The organism is Agromyces sp. Marseille-Q5079, assembly GCF_051016555.1.
Classification (GTDB): domain Bacteria; phylum Actinomycetota; class Actinomycetes; order Actinomycetales; family Microbacteriaceae; genus Agromyces.
Genome location: NZ_JBPEJF010000003.1, coordinates 475,988 through 490,375, shown reverse-complemented (window position 1 = coordinate 490,375; position 14,388 = coordinate 475,988). Strand labels below are relative to the sequence as shown.

At 71.8% G+C, this 14,388-nt stretch carries 15 protein-coding genes; 9 read left to right on the top strand and 6 right to left on the bottom strand.

Annotated elements, in window-relative coordinates; all coding sequences use genetic code 11:
* Window positions 1-145 precede the first annotated feature (145 nt).
* Window positions 146-409, top strand: a complete 264-nt coding sequence (locus ACR3IO_RS09740) for a hypothetical protein (RefSeq protein WP_434070991.1) — start codon at window positions 146-148, stop codon at window positions 407-409.
* 51 nt (window positions 410-460) lie between these two features.
* Here the strand turns inward: ACR3IO_RS09740 and ACR3IO_RS09735 are convergent, their stop codons facing one another.
* Both ACR3IO_RS09735 and ACR3IO_RS09730 read right to left on the bottom strand, forming a co-directional pair.
* Window positions 461-1,006 carry an OsmC family protein gene (locus ACR3IO_RS09735; protein WP_434070990.1) on the bottom strand — a complete coding sequence of 182 codons (546 nt, stop codon included), beginning with the start codon at window positions 1,004-1,006 and terminating at the stop codon, window positions 461-463.
* A 110-nt stretch (window positions 1,007-1,116) separates the two neighbouring features.
* Entirely contained in the window at window positions 1,117-1,374 is a 258-nt protein-coding gene (locus tag ACR3IO_RS09730) for a hypothetical protein (RefSeq protein WP_434070989.1), read from the bottom strand.
* A 311-nt stretch (window positions 1,375-1,685) separates the two neighbouring features.
* Here ACR3IO_RS09730 and erm point away from each other — a divergent pair, with 311 nt between their 5' ends.
* Window positions 1,686-2,471, top strand: coding sequence for a 23S ribosomal RNA methyltransferase Erm (gene erm / locus ACR3IO_RS09725; RefSeq protein ID WP_434071177.1), 786 nt, complete (start codon window positions 1,686-1,688; stop codon window positions 2,469-2,471).
* A 12-nt stretch (window positions 2,472-2,483) separates the two neighbouring features.
* On the opposite strand, the gene ACR3IO_RS09720 is transcribed toward erm, so the two are convergent.
* From ACR3IO_RS09720 to ACR3IO_RS09710, 3 genes are all read right to left on the bottom strand, one after another.
* Window positions 2,484-3,482, bottom strand: a complete 999-nt coding sequence (locus ACR3IO_RS09720) for a GNAT family N-acetyltransferase (protein WP_434070988.1) — start codon at window positions 3,480-3,482, stop codon at window positions 2,484-2,486.
* Window positions 3,483-3,568: 86 nt separating this feature from the next.
* Window positions 3,569-5,899: a phosphoribosylformylglycinamidine synthase subunit PurL gene (gene purL / locus ACR3IO_RS09715; RefSeq protein ID WP_434070987.1), complete on the bottom strand. Its 2,331-nt coding sequence runs from the start codon at window positions 5,897-5,899 to the stop codon at window positions 3,569-3,571.
* Between the two features lie 197 nt (window positions 5,900-6,096).
* The gene (locus ACR3IO_RS09710; protein WP_434070986.1) at window positions 6,097-7,164 is read right to left on the bottom strand and encodes an extracellular catalytic domain type 1 short-chain-length polyhydroxyalkanoate depolymerase; all 1,068 of its coding nucleotides are present in this window, start codon (window positions 7,162-7,164) and stop codon (window positions 6,097-6,099) included.
* A 228-nt stretch (window positions 7,165-7,392) separates the two neighbouring features.
* Here ACR3IO_RS09710 and ACR3IO_RS09705 point away from each other — a divergent pair, with 228 nt between their 5' ends.
* The 5 genes from ACR3IO_RS09705 (at window position 7,393) to ACR3IO_RS09685 (ending at window position 12,536) form a co-directional block, all read left to right on the top strand.
* Window positions 7,393-8,121 carry a DUF5058 family protein gene (locus ACR3IO_RS09705; protein WP_434070985.1) on the top strand — a complete coding sequence of 243 codons (729 nt, stop codon included), beginning with the start codon at window positions 7,393-7,395 and terminating at the stop codon, window positions 8,119-8,121.
* A 38-nt stretch (window positions 8,122-8,159) separates the two neighbouring features.
* On the top strand, window positions 8,160-8,774 hold the full coding sequence (locus ACR3IO_RS09700) for a hypothetical protein (protein WP_434070984.1): 615 nt from the start codon (window positions 8,160-8,162) through the stop codon (window positions 8,772-8,774).
* Window positions 8,775-8,874: 100 nt separating this feature from the next.
* Window positions 8,875-10,152 carry an amidohydrolase gene (locus ACR3IO_RS09695; RefSeq protein WP_434070983.1) on the top strand — a complete coding sequence of 426 codons (1,278 nt, stop codon included), beginning with the start codon at window positions 8,875-8,877 and terminating at the stop codon, window positions 10,150-10,152.
* Between the two features lie 37 nt (window positions 10,153-10,189).
* The gene (locus tag ACR3IO_RS09690; RefSeq protein ID WP_434070982.1) at window positions 10,190-11,209 is read left to right on the top strand and encodes an AsnC family transcriptional regulator; all 1,020 of its coding nucleotides are present in this window, start codon (window positions 10,190-10,192) and stop codon (window positions 11,207-11,209) included.
* A 127-nt stretch (window positions 11,210-11,336) separates the two neighbouring features.
* The gene (locus ACR3IO_RS09685; RefSeq protein WP_434070981.1) at window positions 11,337-12,536 is read left to right on the top strand and encodes an MFS transporter; all 1,200 of its coding nucleotides are present in this window, start codon (window positions 11,337-11,339) and stop codon (window positions 12,534-12,536) included.
* Window positions 12,537-12,681: 145 nt separating this feature from the next.
* On the opposite strand, the gene ACR3IO_RS09680 is transcribed toward ACR3IO_RS09685, so the two are convergent.
* Window positions 12,682-13,143, bottom strand: coding sequence for a DUF3817 domain-containing protein (locus ACR3IO_RS09680; RefSeq protein WP_434070980.1), 462 nt, complete (start codon window positions 13,141-13,143; stop codon window positions 12,682-12,684).
* Between the two features lie 95 nt (window positions 13,144-13,238).
* Between ACR3IO_RS09680 and ACR3IO_RS09675 the strand changes: the two genes are divergently transcribed.
* Entirely contained in the window at window positions 13,239-13,772 is a 534-nt protein-coding gene (locus ACR3IO_RS09675) for an adenine phosphoribosyltransferase (protein ID WP_434070979.1), read from the top strand.
* Between the two features lie 65 nt (window positions 13,773-13,837).
* Entirely contained in the window at window positions 13,838-14,278 is a 441-nt protein-coding gene (locus tag ACR3IO_RS09670) for a Fur family transcriptional regulator (RefSeq protein ID WP_434070978.1), read from the top strand.
* Window positions 14,279-14,388 lie beyond the last annotated feature (110 nt).

Here is a 14,388-nt window from a genome sequence, read left to right as displayed (position 1 = left end):
ACCTGCCATCCACCGTGGAATTCCATCCGCTCCGCCCGGATGCCGTGGATGCGGCGCCATAGCGACGTCTCGCGCTGAACCTACAAGGCATCCGTCGAGGTTGCCATCGTCGAGTCGACCGGCGGCGCGCCGGTAGGCTTCCCCGGTGAGCCTCAAGACCTCGACCCTGCCCCCGCGCCTGTCCGCCCGCACGATGTTCTGGTCGGGCCTCATCCTGCTCGGCGTCTGGCTCGCGGTGCAGCTGCTCATCGCCCTGATCGGCTTCGTCGTCTCGGCCATGCCCGTCCTCGCCTACGGACCGTCGGGCGTCCCGTTCCTCGGCGCCGTCGCCGAGCTCTCGCTCGTGCTCGGCGCGGTGCTCGTCGGCGCCTCGCTCGTGACGCGCGCGCTCGAGCCGCAGCAGGGCTGAGCCTGCCGGGCCCCGCAGTGCGCGGGAGCGCCCGCGGGCACCCGCCGAGGCTCAGCCGAGCGCGACCGTGGTGGGCACCGGATTCGCGAAGAGGTCGAGCACGGGGCAGTGCGCGTCGACGACCTGTCGCAGCTCGTCGTACCGCTCGGCGCTCTCAGGCCCGGTGAGCTTCACGGTGAGGCGCACCGCGTTGAAGCCCGCGCGCACCGTCTCGTCGATGCCGAAGAGCTTGCGAGCGTCGAGGTCGCCCTCGGCGTCGATCGCGATGTCGTCGACGACGATGCCGAGCGCGTTCGCGTAGAGCCGGTAGACCACGATCTGGCAGGAGATGAGCGCACCGAGTGCGAACTCGACGGGACTCGCGGCGAGGTCGTCGCCGGCGAGTGCGGCCGGTTCGTCGACGAGGAAACGGTGCCGGCCCGCGGTGATCTCGCTCGCCACGGCGCCGGATCCGGTGCCGGAGACCCGGTAGGTGAGGTGCGCGTTCGAGGCGTCGGCGGCGATGCGTTCCTGCCACGCGGCGCCGGCTGCGGCGAGCCGTTCGGCGCGTTCGGCGGCGGAGGTCTCGGGCACGGCGGGGGATTCGATGAGTGTCATGCGCGCACGCTACCGAGGCGGGCGGCACGAGTCATCCGGTGGTGTCACGGGGCGACCAGATCGTCACGCGGGGTCATGCGGGCGGCCGCACCGCCGAAACGCGGATGTGTTCAGCGGCCCTCGGGGTCGCGATCGGTGCGCGACGGATGCGTCGACTGCTCCTGGATCGTCTGGATGACGGTCTCCTGCAGGCCCTTCTGCCCCGTGTGCAGCTCCTGGTGCACCTCGAACGAGCTCATGAGCGGGCTGAACGCCGCGCGCAGGCGCTGACCGCGCTCGGCGCGCACCGCGCGCACGGTCATGCCGACGACCAGCGCGAGCGCGAAGGCGCCCGCGGCGATCGCGATGCCGGTCGAGAGCAGTTCCATGTGGGAGATCCTACGTGCCGCGGATGCCGCATGGCCGTGCGCACCCCCGGACGACGCCGCCGGCCATGACCGGCGCACTCGACTCCGCGCGATCCGTTCGGTATCGTCGACGACCGTGACGTGCAACCACACCGCGATGATCATTCGGCCCCGCACCGCCTGAGGCGGAGCGCCGGCCCTTCTTCCGCGATTCTCCGCCTCGGCCCTGACCATGGCCGGTGCACGTTCGGCGTGCCCGGCTGCAGGATTCCCTCAGCAGCGGAGCAGCAGTGCGCACCCCACGAACCCCAAGACCCTCATCGTCCGACCCCATCCGTCGACCCTCCGGCCCGCCCGTCGGAGGCCGGCATGAACTCGGCCAGAACTTCCTCGTCGATCGCCGGGTGATCGGGCGCATCCTCGCGCTCGTCGAGTCCGAACCCGGCCCGGTCGTCGAACTCGGCGCCGGCGGTGGGGCGCTCACGCGTCCACTCGCCGGCCTCGGCCGCTCGCTCACGGCGATCGAGCTCGACCCGCGGCGGGCCGACGTGCTGCGCCGCGACCTCGCCGGGTCGGTGCAGGTCGTGCGGGCCGACATCCTGTCGTGGCGGCATCCGTCGCACCAGCACGTCGTGGTCGGCAACGTCCCGTTCCACCTGACGACCGCGATCCTCCGCAAGCTCCTCGCCGAACCGACGTGGAGCTCCGCCGTGCTGCTCACGCAGTGGGAGGCCGCTCGTCGCAGGTGCGGCGTCGGCGGCACCAGCCAGCTCACGGTCCAGTCGATGCCGTGGTACGAGTTCCGCCTCGACCGGCGCGTTCCGGCGCGGGCGTTCCGTCCGGTGCCGTCGGTCGACGGCGGGCTGTTCACGATCCATCGGCGGCCGGTGCCGCTCGTGCCGAGCGTCGAGCAGCGGGCGTACCAGGCCTGGGTGGCGGAGGTGTTCCGGGGCCGCGGGCGCGGGCTCGCGCAGGTGCTCGCGCGGACGCGGCATCCGCTGCCCTCCGCGCCGGCGCGGCGGTGGCTCGCCCAGCGCGGGCTGGCGGCCGATGCGCTGCCGGGCCGGCTCGACGCCGACGACTGGGCCGAGCTCTGGCGGGAGGTGCGGTGTCGGTGACGTCGCGTTCGGTCAGGTCGCGGCCGGGCGCACCCATCGTCGCCACTCGTGCTGCTCGGCGTAGCCGAGTGACGACCAGAGGCTGCGGCCGAGGTCGTTGTGTGCGAGCACCATCGCGTCGAAGCGCGTGACGCCGAACGCGGCCAGCCTGGCCTCCGCCCGTCGCATGAGCTCGCGGCCGATGCCGCGCCGTCGCTGGTCGGGCGCGACGGCGAGTCGGTACAGGTGGGCGCGCCAGCCGTCGTACCCTGCGATGACGGTGCCCACGATGCGTCCGTCGAGGCGGGCGACGATGAGCGCGTGGGCGTCGCGCGCCAGGAGCCGTTCGACGGCCTCGGGCGTGTCCGTCGGCCGCGAGTCGTTCTCGCCGGCGCCGGCCCAGAAGTCGATGAGCTCGCGGATGTCGCGTGCCGACGCGGCCCCGTACGACACCTCGTGCGGGGCCGCCGCGCCGGGCACCTCGGCGCGTGCCGCGTCGGCCGTCGTGGGCGGTGTCGGTGCGGCGTCGGCATCCGCCGCGAAACCGAACGCCGAGACGGGCGAGAGCGTGCCGTCGCGCCAGCCGTCGAGCACGAAGCGCTCGTGGTGCACGACCTGCTCGGGCAGCGCGTCGAGGTCGAACCAGGCGAGGTCGGTCGCCTTGTCCTCCTGCAGGGCGGGTTCGCCCTTCCAGCGGCGGCAGGCGAAGAACACGTCGAGGCGCTGGTCGACCGGCAGCCCGGTGGGCGCCGTGCGGTGCATGGCGGTCAGCGGCTCGAGGTCGGCGGCGGCGACCACCACCCCCAGCTCCTCGAGGACCTCGCGAGCGGATGCCGCGTGCACGGACTCGCCCGCCTCGACGTGCCCGGCCGCGCCGGCGGCCCACCAGCCGTCGTAGTAGTCGGTGTTCGCCCGGCGCTGCAGCAGCACCCGGCCGCGGTCGTCGACGAGGAAGACGTAGGCGGCGGGCACGAGGCTGAATCCGCCGTGTGCGGCGCCATAGGCCTCTGGATAGACGTGCGGCTCGGTCACGGGGTCACGATACCGCCGGTCGAGCCGGTCGAACGCGCCGCTGCTCGACCGGCGGACGGGGTCACCGCTCGCCGGTCGAGCACGGCTCAGTAGCCGACGACGGGCCCGAACGCGTCGGCGAGCGGTGCGCGGTTGACGCCGCGCAGCTCGTCGATCGAGACGGTGAAGGCGTCCTGCACCTCGAGCGAGCCGGATGCGGCATCCGTGACGCCGATGCGGCGCACCGGGTAGCCGCGGCCGTCGCAGAGCCCGCGGAACTTGACGTCGTCTTCGCGGGGGACCGTGACGATGACGCGGCCGGCGGACTCCGAGAAGAGCGCGGTCGCGACGTCGATGCCGGCGTCGCCGGTGACCTCGCCGAGGAACACGCGGGCGCCGACGCCGAAGCGGCTGACCGCCTCGGCCAGGGCGATCGCGAGGCCGCCGTCGCTGAGGTCGTGCGCGGAGTCGATGAGGCCCTCGAGCGCCGCCGCGGCGAGCAGCTCGGCGAGCACCTTCTCGCCCTCGAGCGACACGGCCGGCGGGCGACCGCCCAGGTGGCCGTGCACGGTGCCGGCCCACGCAGAGCCGTCGAGCTCGAGCGCGGTGTCGCCGAGGAGGTAGATGTTGTGGCCGTCGTCCTGCCATCCCGACGGGATGCGGCGGGCGACGTCGTCGATCACGCCGAGCACGGCGATGACCGGCGTCGGGTGGATCGGCACGTCGCCGGTCTGGTTGTAGAAGCTGACGTTGCCGCCGGTGACGGGGATGCCGAGCTCGAGGCACGCGTCGGAGAGGCCCTCGACGGTCTCGGAGAACTGCCACATGACCTCGGGGTTCTCGGGGGAGCCGAAGTTCAGGCAGTCGCTGACGCCCATGGGCTTCGCGCCGGTGACGGCGACGTTGCGGAACGCCTCGGCCAGCGCGAGCCTGGCGCCCTGGCGGGGGTCGAGGTAGGAGTAGCGGCCGTTGGCGTCGGTCGCGACCGAGACGCCGAGGCCCGACTCCTCGTCGACGCGGATCATGCCCGCGTCGTCGGGCGCTCCGAGCGCGGTGTTGCCGAGCACGTACGAGTCGTACTGGTTCGTGACCCACGCGGCATCCGCCTGGTTGGCCGAGCCCACGAGCTTCAGGAACTGCTCGCGGATCTCGTCGGGCGTGGCCGGGCGGTCGAGCTTCGCAGCCGTGTCGGCCTGCAGGGCGTCGATCCAGGTGGGGTAGGCGACGGGGCGCTCGTAGACCGGGCCGTCGATCGCGACGGTGCGCGGGTCGACGTTCACGATCTCCTGGCCGTGCCACATGATGCTGAGGCGGCCGCTGTCGGTGACCTCGCCGAGCACGCTGGTCTCGACATCCCACTTCTTCACGACCTCGAGGAAGCCGTCGAGCTTCTCGGGGCGCACGATGGCCATCATGCGCTCCTGGCTCTCGCTCATCAGGATCTCTTCGGGCGTGAGCGTGGGGTCGCGCAGCAGCACGTCGTCGAGCACGATCGCCATGCCGCCGTCGCCGTTGGACGCGAGCTCAGAGGTGGCGCAGGAGATGCCGGCCGCACCCAGGTCTTGGATGCCCTCGACGAGGTCGCCCGCGAAGAGCTCGAGGCAGCACTCGATGAGCACCTTCTCGGCGAAGGGGTCGCCGACCTGCACCGCGGGGCGCTTGGTGGGGCCGCCCTCGGCGAACGTGTCGGACGCGAGGATCGAGGCGCCGCCGATGCCGTCGCCGCCCGTGCGGGCGCCGAACAGCACGACCTTGTTGCCCGCGCCCTTGGCGTTGGCCAGGTGCAGGTCTTCGTGGCGGAGCACGCCGACGGCGAGCGCGTTCACGAGCGGGTTGGCCTGGTAGACCGAGTCGAACCAGGTCTCGCCGCCGATGTTCGGCAGGCCGAGGCAGTTGCCGTAGAAGCTGATGCCCGAGACCACGCCGTGCACGACGCGGGCCGTGTCGGGGTGGTTGATGTCGCCGAAGCGCAGGGCGTCCATGACCGCGACGGGGCGGGCGCCCATCGAGATGATGTCGCGCACGATGCCGCCGACGCCGGTCGCGGCGCCCTGGAACGGCTCGATGTAGCTCGGGTGGTTGTGCGACTCGATCTTGAAGGTGACGGCCCAGCCCTCGCCGATGTCGAGCACGCCGGCGTTCTCGCCCATGCCCACCATCAGGTGCTGCTTCATCTCGGGCGTGACCTTCTTGCCGAACTGCTTCAGGTAGATCTTGCTCGACTTGTAGGAGCAGTGCTCGCTCCACATGACCGAGTACATCGCGAGCTCCGCGCTCGTGGGGCGGCGGCCGAGGATGTTGCGGATGCGCTCGTACTCGTCGGGCTTCAGGCCCAGGGCGGCGTACGGCTGCTCCTTCTCGGGAGTGGCGGCGGCGACCTCGACGGTGTCGAGCACCGGCGTGGTGGCAGCGGTCGTGGAGGTGGTTTCGATGGTCACGAGTGGCGAGCTCCAAGATGGGCGGCGAGCGGATGCCGCGGGCGGATGCCTGACCCGACCAGTCTACGTGCCGTCGCGGCTCGTGCCGACGGGCGCCGGCGTCGCATGTGCGCCGCGCGCCGAACGGCCGCCGACCATGGGTGGACCCGGTGTCAGCGGCCGTTGATCGAGGTGCGCTCCGCGCACTCGGATGTGCGTCAGGAACGGTGCTCGGCGGCGAGCGCGTGCTGCTCGAAGAAGTCCCACATGAGCTGCGACGCGCTGATGTCGGTGGTCATCGAGCCCATGCCGAATGCGTTCATGTCGATCGGGCTCCCGGGCCAGGTGTGCCCGCCGCCGGCGACCTGGTAGAGCACGACGTCGGCGCCGTTCTCGCACTTCGACCAGGCGATCTTCGTCACCTCGTCGGAGACGGTCGTGGAGACGGGGCCGCGGCGGCATCCGTTGATGTCTGCCCACGCCGCGGTCGCCACGTCGACGGAGTAGCCCCACCGCGGGTCGGCGTTGCCGTCGTAGGGGTTCACGGGGTCGGCGGTGCCGTGGAACGCGATGACCGGTACGGGGTTCTCGGGGTCGCAGGTTCCGGCTTCGATCGTGGCGAGGTCCGTGGCATCCGCTCGGCCCGCACGCAGGCCGTCGACCGGGGCGATCGCGGCGAAGACGTCGGACTCCGCGCAGGCCAGCGCGGAGGCCATGCGACCGCCGCCCGAGTAGCCGGTCGCGTAGACGCGGGCGTCGTCGACGCATCCGGCAGCGTCGACGGCGTCGACGACCGTGGTCAGGTACACGAGGTCGTCGCGAGCGTCGGCGCCGGGGACGTCGCCGGAGGTCAGCGGGACTCCGGGTACGTTCCATGCCCAGTTGCCGCCGGGGAGGGTGGCCGGGAACGCGAGGTCGCCGGTGGGTTCGACGACGATGAAGCCCTCGGCGTCAGCGACGGCGTCGAGTCCCGAGACGGATGCCTGCAGGCCGCCGTTGTTGTTCGAGCCGTGCAGGTCGAGCACGAGCGGAAGGCTCCGGTGCGCCTTCGTCTCGGGCACGTGCACGCGCACCTGGAACGTCTCGCCGTCGAATGCGACGGCGAGGTTCGACGTGCCGGCCGGCAGGGTGCGCGAACAGGACACGCCGCGGTCGTCCGAGCCGCCCGGTGCGGTGTCGGCCGCCGGTACTGCGGACGCGGGGAGGGCGGTCAGGGTCGCGGCGGTGACCGCTGCGAACGTCACGGCTGCGCCGACGCCCCAGCGCAGGGATGAGCGGAACGACATGGAAACTCCTTCGTTTCGGGTGGATGCCAGGCCGAAGACCAAAACCAAGCGGCATTCGGGAAGGTCAGTGTCACACGGGAATTCGTCACGCGCAATTCACATTCGGCGTCACTCCCCGAAACACACAAAGTCTTGACTAATGGCCACGCAACTCTTGCGATATGTACTTTTCGGCCGTATCGTCCCGTTTCATCCGAAACAACGGCCACTCAACGAAGCGGAGGCCTCATGGCTCTGACGGCAGTGTCAACCGGCGGCGAACTCACGGCGATCGCCTTCCATCCCGTCCTCTGGGCGTTGGCGGTCGCGGTCTTCGCGGTCATCGTGCTCCAGTCGGTGATCTACCTGCGCGCGATCCGTCACTCGGCCACGGCGGCCGAACTCAGCCAGGCCGAGGTGACGCAGGCGGTGCGCACCGGCGCCGTCGCCGCGATCGGGCCGTCGCTCGCCGTCGCGCTCGTCGCGCTCTCGCTGCTGCCGCTGTTCGGCACCCCGGCCGTGCTCACGCGCATCGGCCTCGTCGGCTCGGCGCCCTACGACGTCGCCGCAGCCGGAATCGGCGCCTCGACGGTGGGGGCGTCCCTCGGCGGCGACGACTACACCGCGAAGGTGTTCGCCATCTCGTTCGCCGCGATGTGCGTGCTCGGCGTGCTGTGGATGGTGGCGGCACTCATCATCACGCCGCTGTTCAACCAGACCGGCAAGGCGCTGCGCAAGGTCAACCCCAAGGTCATGGCGATCGCACCGCTCGTCGTGCTCCCGCTCGCCTTCGCCTTCCTCATCTTCAGTGAGATCGGCAAGTCGCCCGTCAACGGCATCGTGCTCGTGGCCAGCGCCGTCATCGGCGGCGTCTGCCTCCTGGTCGCGATGAAGTGGCGGGTGCACTGGCTGCGCGAGTGGGGCCTCGGCATCGCCATCTTCGGCTCCCTCCTCGTCGGCGCCGCCGTCGCGGCGTGACCCGACCGCATCGAACTCGACTCACGGAAGGCATCCCCATGGCACTCGGCATCTCGACTCCTCGTTCCGGAAGCATCGCGGACTTCGACCGCACGACCTCGATCTGGGGGCCCATCACGCTCGGGCTCGGGCTCCTCATCACCATGACGGCCGCGGTCTACGTCGCGTTCGGCACCGGCCTCGGCATCACGGCCGGCGAGTTCTGGACGGCGGCCGGCGCCGTCGCGCTGCTGCTCGGCGTCGGGGCGATCATCGAGCCGATCATGTACTACCCGATCCTCGGCAAGTCGGCGATGTACCAGGCCTTCATGATCGGCAACATCGGCAACAAGCTGCTGCCGGCGAGCATCGTCGCTCAGAACAAACTCGGTGCCAAGGCCGGCACGAAGCGCGCCGAGTTCGTCTCGGGCGCCGCCATCATCGGCGCGGTGATCGTGCACCTGATCACCCTCATCGTGATCGTCGGCCTGCTCGGCACCTGGCTGCTGAGCCTCATCCCGGCCGAGTTCATCGAGACCGTGCAGGCCTTCATCCTCCCGGCGGTGTTCGGCGCGATGATCCCCCAGCTCCTCGCGTTCCTCATCAAGCCCAAGTCGAAGGCCCCGGCCGATGAGGAGGCCGAGGCGTACGCCGACGCCGGAATCAGCGACTGAGCGCCCGCCGGCGGCATCCGCTCGCCCGCGGCATCCGCCCCTGAGACGGAACCCGGCACCACCGCTTTCCAGCACCACGCACCGACAGGAAGATGGAACCATGACCGACACGATCGCCGGCGCCCTCGCCGGACTCGCCGACGCCCCGGCGGCGGCGAACCCGACCGAGCTCTCCGAGGAGTTCATCGCATCGCATATCGCGATCTACCGGCACCTGCACGCGCACCCCGAGCTCTCCTCGAACGAGACGAACACCGCCGCGTTCATCCAGGCCCGGCTGCGGGAGCTCGGCGTGGACTCGTTCGTCTCCGGGGGGACCGGCGTGGTCGCCGTGCTCGAGAACGGCGAGGGCCCGGTGGTCGCGTTCCGCGCCGACACCGACGGCCTGCCGATCCTCGAGCAGACCGGCCTCGACTACGCGAGCACCGACACCGGCACGCTGCCGAACGGCGACACGGCCCCGGTCATGCACGGCTGCGGGCACGACACGCACATCACCGCCGCCCTCGGCGCGGTGCAACTGCTGCTCGAGCGCCGCGACAGCTGGGCCGGCACGGTCGTCTTCGTCTTCCAGCCCGCCGAGGAGACGGCCGCGGGCGCGAAGGCCATGATCGACGACGGCCTGTGGGAGAAGGCGCCCAGGCCGAGCGTCGTGCTCGCCCAGCACGTCGGCCCGCTGCCCGAGGACGTCGTGTTCATCTCCGAGGGGTCGATGGCCATGCTGGCCGACTCGTGGCGCGTCACGGTGCACGGGCGGCAGGCGCACGGCTCCTCGCCCGAGCAGTCGATCGACCCCATCGTGCAGGCCTCCTCGATGGTGCTCCGACTCCAGACGATCGTCTCGCGCGAGCTCTCGCCGCGCACGCCGGCCGTCGTCACGGTCGGCACCTTCCACGCGGGCCTGAAGGAGAACATCATCCCCGCGTCGGCCGAGTTCACGCTCAACGTGCGCACGCCCGACGAGACGACCCGCGAGCAGGTGCTCTCGGCGATCCGCCGCATCGTCTCCGCCGAGGCGGCGGCATCCGGAGCACCCGAGCCCACGATCGAGCCGATCAACAGCTTCCCTCGCCTGTACAACGACCCCGAGCACACGCTGGCCGTGTCGGCCGCGCTCGAGGCCGAGTTCGGCGCGGGCCGGGTCCTGAACGAGAAGATGGGCATGGGCTCCGAGGACGCCGGCTGGCTCGGCGACGCGATCGGCGTGCCCGTCGTGTTCTGGGGCTTCGGATGCCTCCCGCTCGCCGAGCTCGCGAGCGGCGAGATGCCCGCCGCGAACCACTCGCCGTTCTTCAGGCCGAACGCGCGCAGCGCCGTCGTCACGGGCGCCCGCGCCGCGATGGCCGGCCTCCTGCACTACGTGGGAACCGGCCGCTGACTCGCATCCGGATGCGGGCTCGGGGGAGACTCACTGCATGACCATCGCACTCGACGACGTCGACCGCCGGGTCGCCGCGGCGCTCGTCCAGGACGGACGGGCGCCGTGGCGCCGCATCGCCACCGCGATCGGCGAACCCGAGCGCAGCGTCGCCCGCCGGGGCCGACGCCTCATCGACGAGGGCGTGGTGCGCGTCCTGGCGCTCCCCAACCCGCGCGCGAGCCTCGGGCTCGACCCGTACTCGCTGCGCGTGTCGGCCGTGCCCGGGGCCCTGCACGACCTGGCCGCGGCACTCGCCGAGCGCGCCGACGTGCCGTCGCTCTCGGTGCTCGCATCCTCGAACGCGTGCATCGGCGAGGTCTACCTGCGCAGTGACGAGGTCGGGGCGTTCCTCGCCGACGCGATCGGCGCCCTCCCCGGGGTGACGGCGTACGCGCTCGACCCGATCACGAGGTACCACCGCACGAGCTCGGGCTGGCGCCCCGACGTCCTGACGCCCGAGCAGCAGGCCGCGCTCGACGAGCCCGACGAGATGGCGAGGCTCTTCACCGCGGCCGCCGAGCTCGATCCGACGTCCGAGGCGCTGCTCGAGGCGATGGCGCTCGACGGTCGCGCCACGGCCGAGTCGCTGGCCGAACGGCTGGGCGTGTCCAAGGCGACGGTCGCGAACTGGATGGAGCGGGCACGCTCGAGCGGGCAGATCTTCATCCGCGGGCTCGTGAGCCCGGCCCTGCTCGGCTACCCGACGGAGGCGCACCTCCGGCTCACCCCGCGGATCTCGGAACTCGACGCGGTCGCGCAGCGGCTCTCGGCACTGCCGATGACCCGGATCTGCGCGATCGCCGGAACCACGGTGGTTGCGAACGTCGCCACCACCGGCCCGATCGCGATCGAGGCGTCGCTCCGCGGCCTCGCCGACGAGTTCCCGTCGATCGAGCCGATCCGGGTCGACTTCGTCGCCGAGGGGCTGAAGCGATCCGCGATCCGGTTCGCCGACGACCTCCCGGTGTCCGACCTCAACGGGCCGGCCAGCCTGCGCGCAGCATCCGCTCGGTAGACTGGCTGCGGTCGTCGGATCCCGTCGGCCCTGGGCGCGCACAACGGCGCGCAGTCACCGTGGCAAGGTGCGCACTCGCGGAGCCCCGCTCGCGCCCGCACGGTCGACGCTCGTTCGGGCACTTCACATGACTTCCTCCATTCCCACGGTGCATCCTGCGCCTCCCTTCCCGTGGCTCGGGCTCACCGTGCTCGCCGCCGCCGTCTTCCTCTCGGTCACGATCGAGATGCTCCCGACCGGCCTGCTGCCCGACATGAGCCGCGAGCTCGGCGTGGGCGAGCCCCTCGTGGGCCTGCTCGTCACGGTGTTCGCCGGCACCGTCGTGGTCCTGACCGTGCCGCTCGCGGCGTTGACGAAGCGGATGCCACGCCGTCGCCTCATCGTCATCGCGCTGGCGGTGCTCGCCCTCAGCTGCGTGCTCACGGCGCTCGCGCCGAACTACCCGACCGTGCTCGCCACGCGCGTGCTCGGCGGCGCCGCGCACGGCGTGTTCTGGTCGGTCGTCGGCGCGTACGCCGGGCACCTCGTGCCGAAGGAGCAGCTCGCGAGGGCCGTCTCGATCAGCGTCGCCGGCGGGTCGGCCGCGTTCGTGCTCGGCGTCCCGCTCGGCACGGCGCTCGGACAGGCGTTGGGCTGGCGCTTCGCGTTCGCCGCGATGGGCGTGCTGACCCTGCTCGGGGCCGCCCTCGTCTGGCGGTTCCTGCCGTCGGTGCGCCACCACGCCGGTGAGGCGGATGCCGCGCCGCTGCGCCTGCGCAGCGACCGCACGTTCGTGCCGGTGCTCGTCGTGTGCCTCATCACCGCGGTGACGATGATCGGCATGTACACGTTCTACACGTACATCGCGCCGTACATCACGGATGTCATGAGGCTCGCGTCGAGCGCGATCAGTCCGATGCTCCTCGCCTACGGCATCGCCGGCGCCGTCGGGCTCGTGCTCGCGGGCGCGGTGCTCGGGCGGCGTCCGACCGTCGGACTCGTCGTCGCGCTGGTCGCCACCGGCCTCGGCGTCGCCGGCCTCGCGGCCTTCCCGGCCGTGCCCGTCGTGGGCATCGGCAGCTTCCTGCTGTTCGGCACCGCGTTCGGCGCGCTCCCGACGATGCTCAACACCCGCCTGCTGCACACGGCGTCGGCCCGCATCCGCGATGCGGCGGCATCCTTCTACACGACCGCGTTCAACACCGGCATCGGCGGCGGGGCGCTGCTCGGCGCCGTGCTCTACGCCGTGATCGGGCTCACCGCGCTGCCGTGGGTGTTCGTCGCGCTGCTCGTGTGCTCGACGACGGCGCTCGTCTGGACGGCGCTCGTCAACCGCGTCGGGCGCTAGCCGCCGCTCTGCCCGTGCCTGGTGCAGGAGATCAGGCGCCATCCCCGCTGACGGAGGGGATGCCGCCCATTCTCCTGCAGGACCGAGAGCGGATGCCGCGGGTCCTGCAGGACCGAGCGGATGCCGCGGGCAGGCGTGGGAGGGCCTACGCCGGCGGCGGCACCGGCGGGCCGATGACGAGCAGCACCGTGAACGCCGCGGCGACCGCGAGCACGCCGACGGCGATCGAGAGGATCGGGCGCGCGAGCACGAGGCGCAGCACGCGGTTCGGGAACGAGCCGTCGGCCGGGTCGTCGCCCGCCTCGCGGCGCCATCCGCCCTCGAGGTGGCCGCGGCGCACGAGCCAGAGCTCGAACGGGATCGTCGCGTAGGGCACGATCGCCGTGAGCAGCGCGAACGCGATGCGTCCGAGGTTCCAGCGCTGGTTGACGCCGACGACGACGGCGACCACGGCGTACGACAGGAACACGAACCCGTGGATCCCGCCGCCGATGGTGACGGCGATGTCGATGCCGAAGCCGTACTTCAGCACCATGCCCGCGATCAGCAGGGTCCAGGTGATCGCCTCGAGGACGGCGAAGGTTCGGTACAGACGTTTCGGTGACACGGATGCTCCAGAGGTCGGGGTGCTTCCATGGTCGCAAACAGGCCTGTGCCGGAGCCTCCGACGAACGATTGAACTCCGGAGAGTACCCTTGACCGGTGACCGAGCAGGATGTGCGCGACCTTGTCGAATCGAACCTCGCGACGATTCCCGACTTCCCCGAGCCGGGGGTGCTCTTCCGCGACCTCACGCCGGTCTTCGCCGATCCGTCCGCGTTCCACGCGCTCTCCGAGGCGCTGACGGCGCCCTTCGCCGGCACGTTCGACGTGCTGGCCGGCGTCGAGGCGCGCGGGTTCCTGCTCGCCGGTGCCGCGTCGGCGCTGTGCGGGGCGGGCCTGCTGCCGATCCGCAAGGCGGGCAAGCTGCCGCGCAAGGTGCTCCGCGAGGAGTACGCGCTCGAGTACGGCACGGCCGCGCTCGAGGTGCACGAGGGCGAGCTGGCGCCGGGCACGCGCGTGCTGATCGTCGACGACGTGCTCGCCACGGGCGGCACGGTCGCCGCGGCGGCCCGCCTCGTCGAGCGCGCGGGCTGGCAGGTCGCGGGCATCTCGGTCGCGATCGAGCTCGTCGACCTCGGCGGACGTGCCGCGCTCGGCGACCGCTACGAGACCTTCTCGCTGCTGCAGTACTGAGTCCTCGTCTCCCGAGGCGGCCTCAGTTGTTTTGAATGACTCAAAACAAGCGCTACGTTGGAGGCATGACCACCGACGAGATCCGCGACGCGGCCGTCGAGCACCTCCGCTCTGCGGGGTTGCGCGTGACGTCGCCGCGACTCGCGGTCCTCGAGGCGGTCACCGGCAACGGGCACCTCGACGCCGACGCGGTTCACGCGCGTGTGGGCGTCGGGCATCCCGGCATCCCGCTGCAGACCGTGTACAACGTGCTCGGCGACCTGAGCGCGGCCGGCCTCCTCCGCCGCATCGAGCCGGCGGGGTCGGCGGCGCGCTACGAGAGCCGCATCGGCGACAACCACCACCACATCGTGTGCACGCGGTGCGGCGCGGTGGCCGACGTCGACTGCGTCGTGGGGCAGGCGCCGTGCCTCGCCCCCTCCGACGTGAGCGGGTTCGTCGCGCACACCGCGGAGGTCACCTTCTGGGGCCTCTGCGCGAGTTGCCAGCAGGAGGCCGCGGCCTAGCAGCGCCGCCTCAGTCCGGGCACGCCCGTGCCTCCGCCGTCTCGGCGCCCTTCGCCGTACCCGCCAGCGGGTGCGTTCGGCGCGCCGTCGCGGCATCCGTCACCCTACAG

Excerpts from the sequence above, each read along its gene's own strand:
- ACR3IO_RS09735 (WP_434070990.1), bottom strand. The coding sequence starts at position 1,006 with ATGACACTCATCGAATCCCCCGCCGTGCCCGAGACCTCCGCCGCCGAA.
- ACR3IO_RS09730 (WP_434070989.1), bottom strand. The coding sequence starts at position 1,374 with ATGGAACTGCTCTCGACCGGCATCGCGATCGCCGCGGGCGCCTTCGCG.
- ACR3IO_RS09710 (WP_434070986.1), bottom strand. The coding sequence starts at position 7,164 with ATGTCGTTCCGCTCATCCCTGCGCTGGGGCGTCGGCGCAGCCGTGACG.
- ACR3IO_RS09705 (WP_434070985.1), top strand. The coding sequence starts at position 7,393 with ATGGCTCTGACGGCAGTGTCAACCGGCGGCGAACTCACGGCGATCGCC.
- ACR3IO_RS09700 (WP_434070984.1), top strand. The coding sequence starts at position 8,160 with ATGGCACTCGGCATCTCGACTCCTCGTTCCGGAAGCATCGCGGACTTC.
- ACR3IO_RS09695 (WP_434070983.1), top strand. The coding sequence starts at position 8,875 with ATGACCGACACGATCGCCGGCGCCCTCGCCGGACTCGCCGACGCCCCG.
- ACR3IO_RS09690 (WP_434070982.1), top strand. The coding sequence starts at position 10,190 with ATGACCATCGCACTCGACGACGTCGACCGCCGGGTCGCCGCGGCGCTC.
- ACR3IO_RS09685 (WP_434070981.1), top strand. The coding sequence starts at position 11,337 with ATGACTTCCTCCATTCCCACGGTGCATCCTGCGCCTCCCTTCCCGTGG.
- ACR3IO_RS09670 (WP_434070978.1), top strand. The coding sequence starts at position 13,838 with ATGACCACCGACGAGATCCGCGACGCGGCCGTCGAGCACCTCCGCTCT.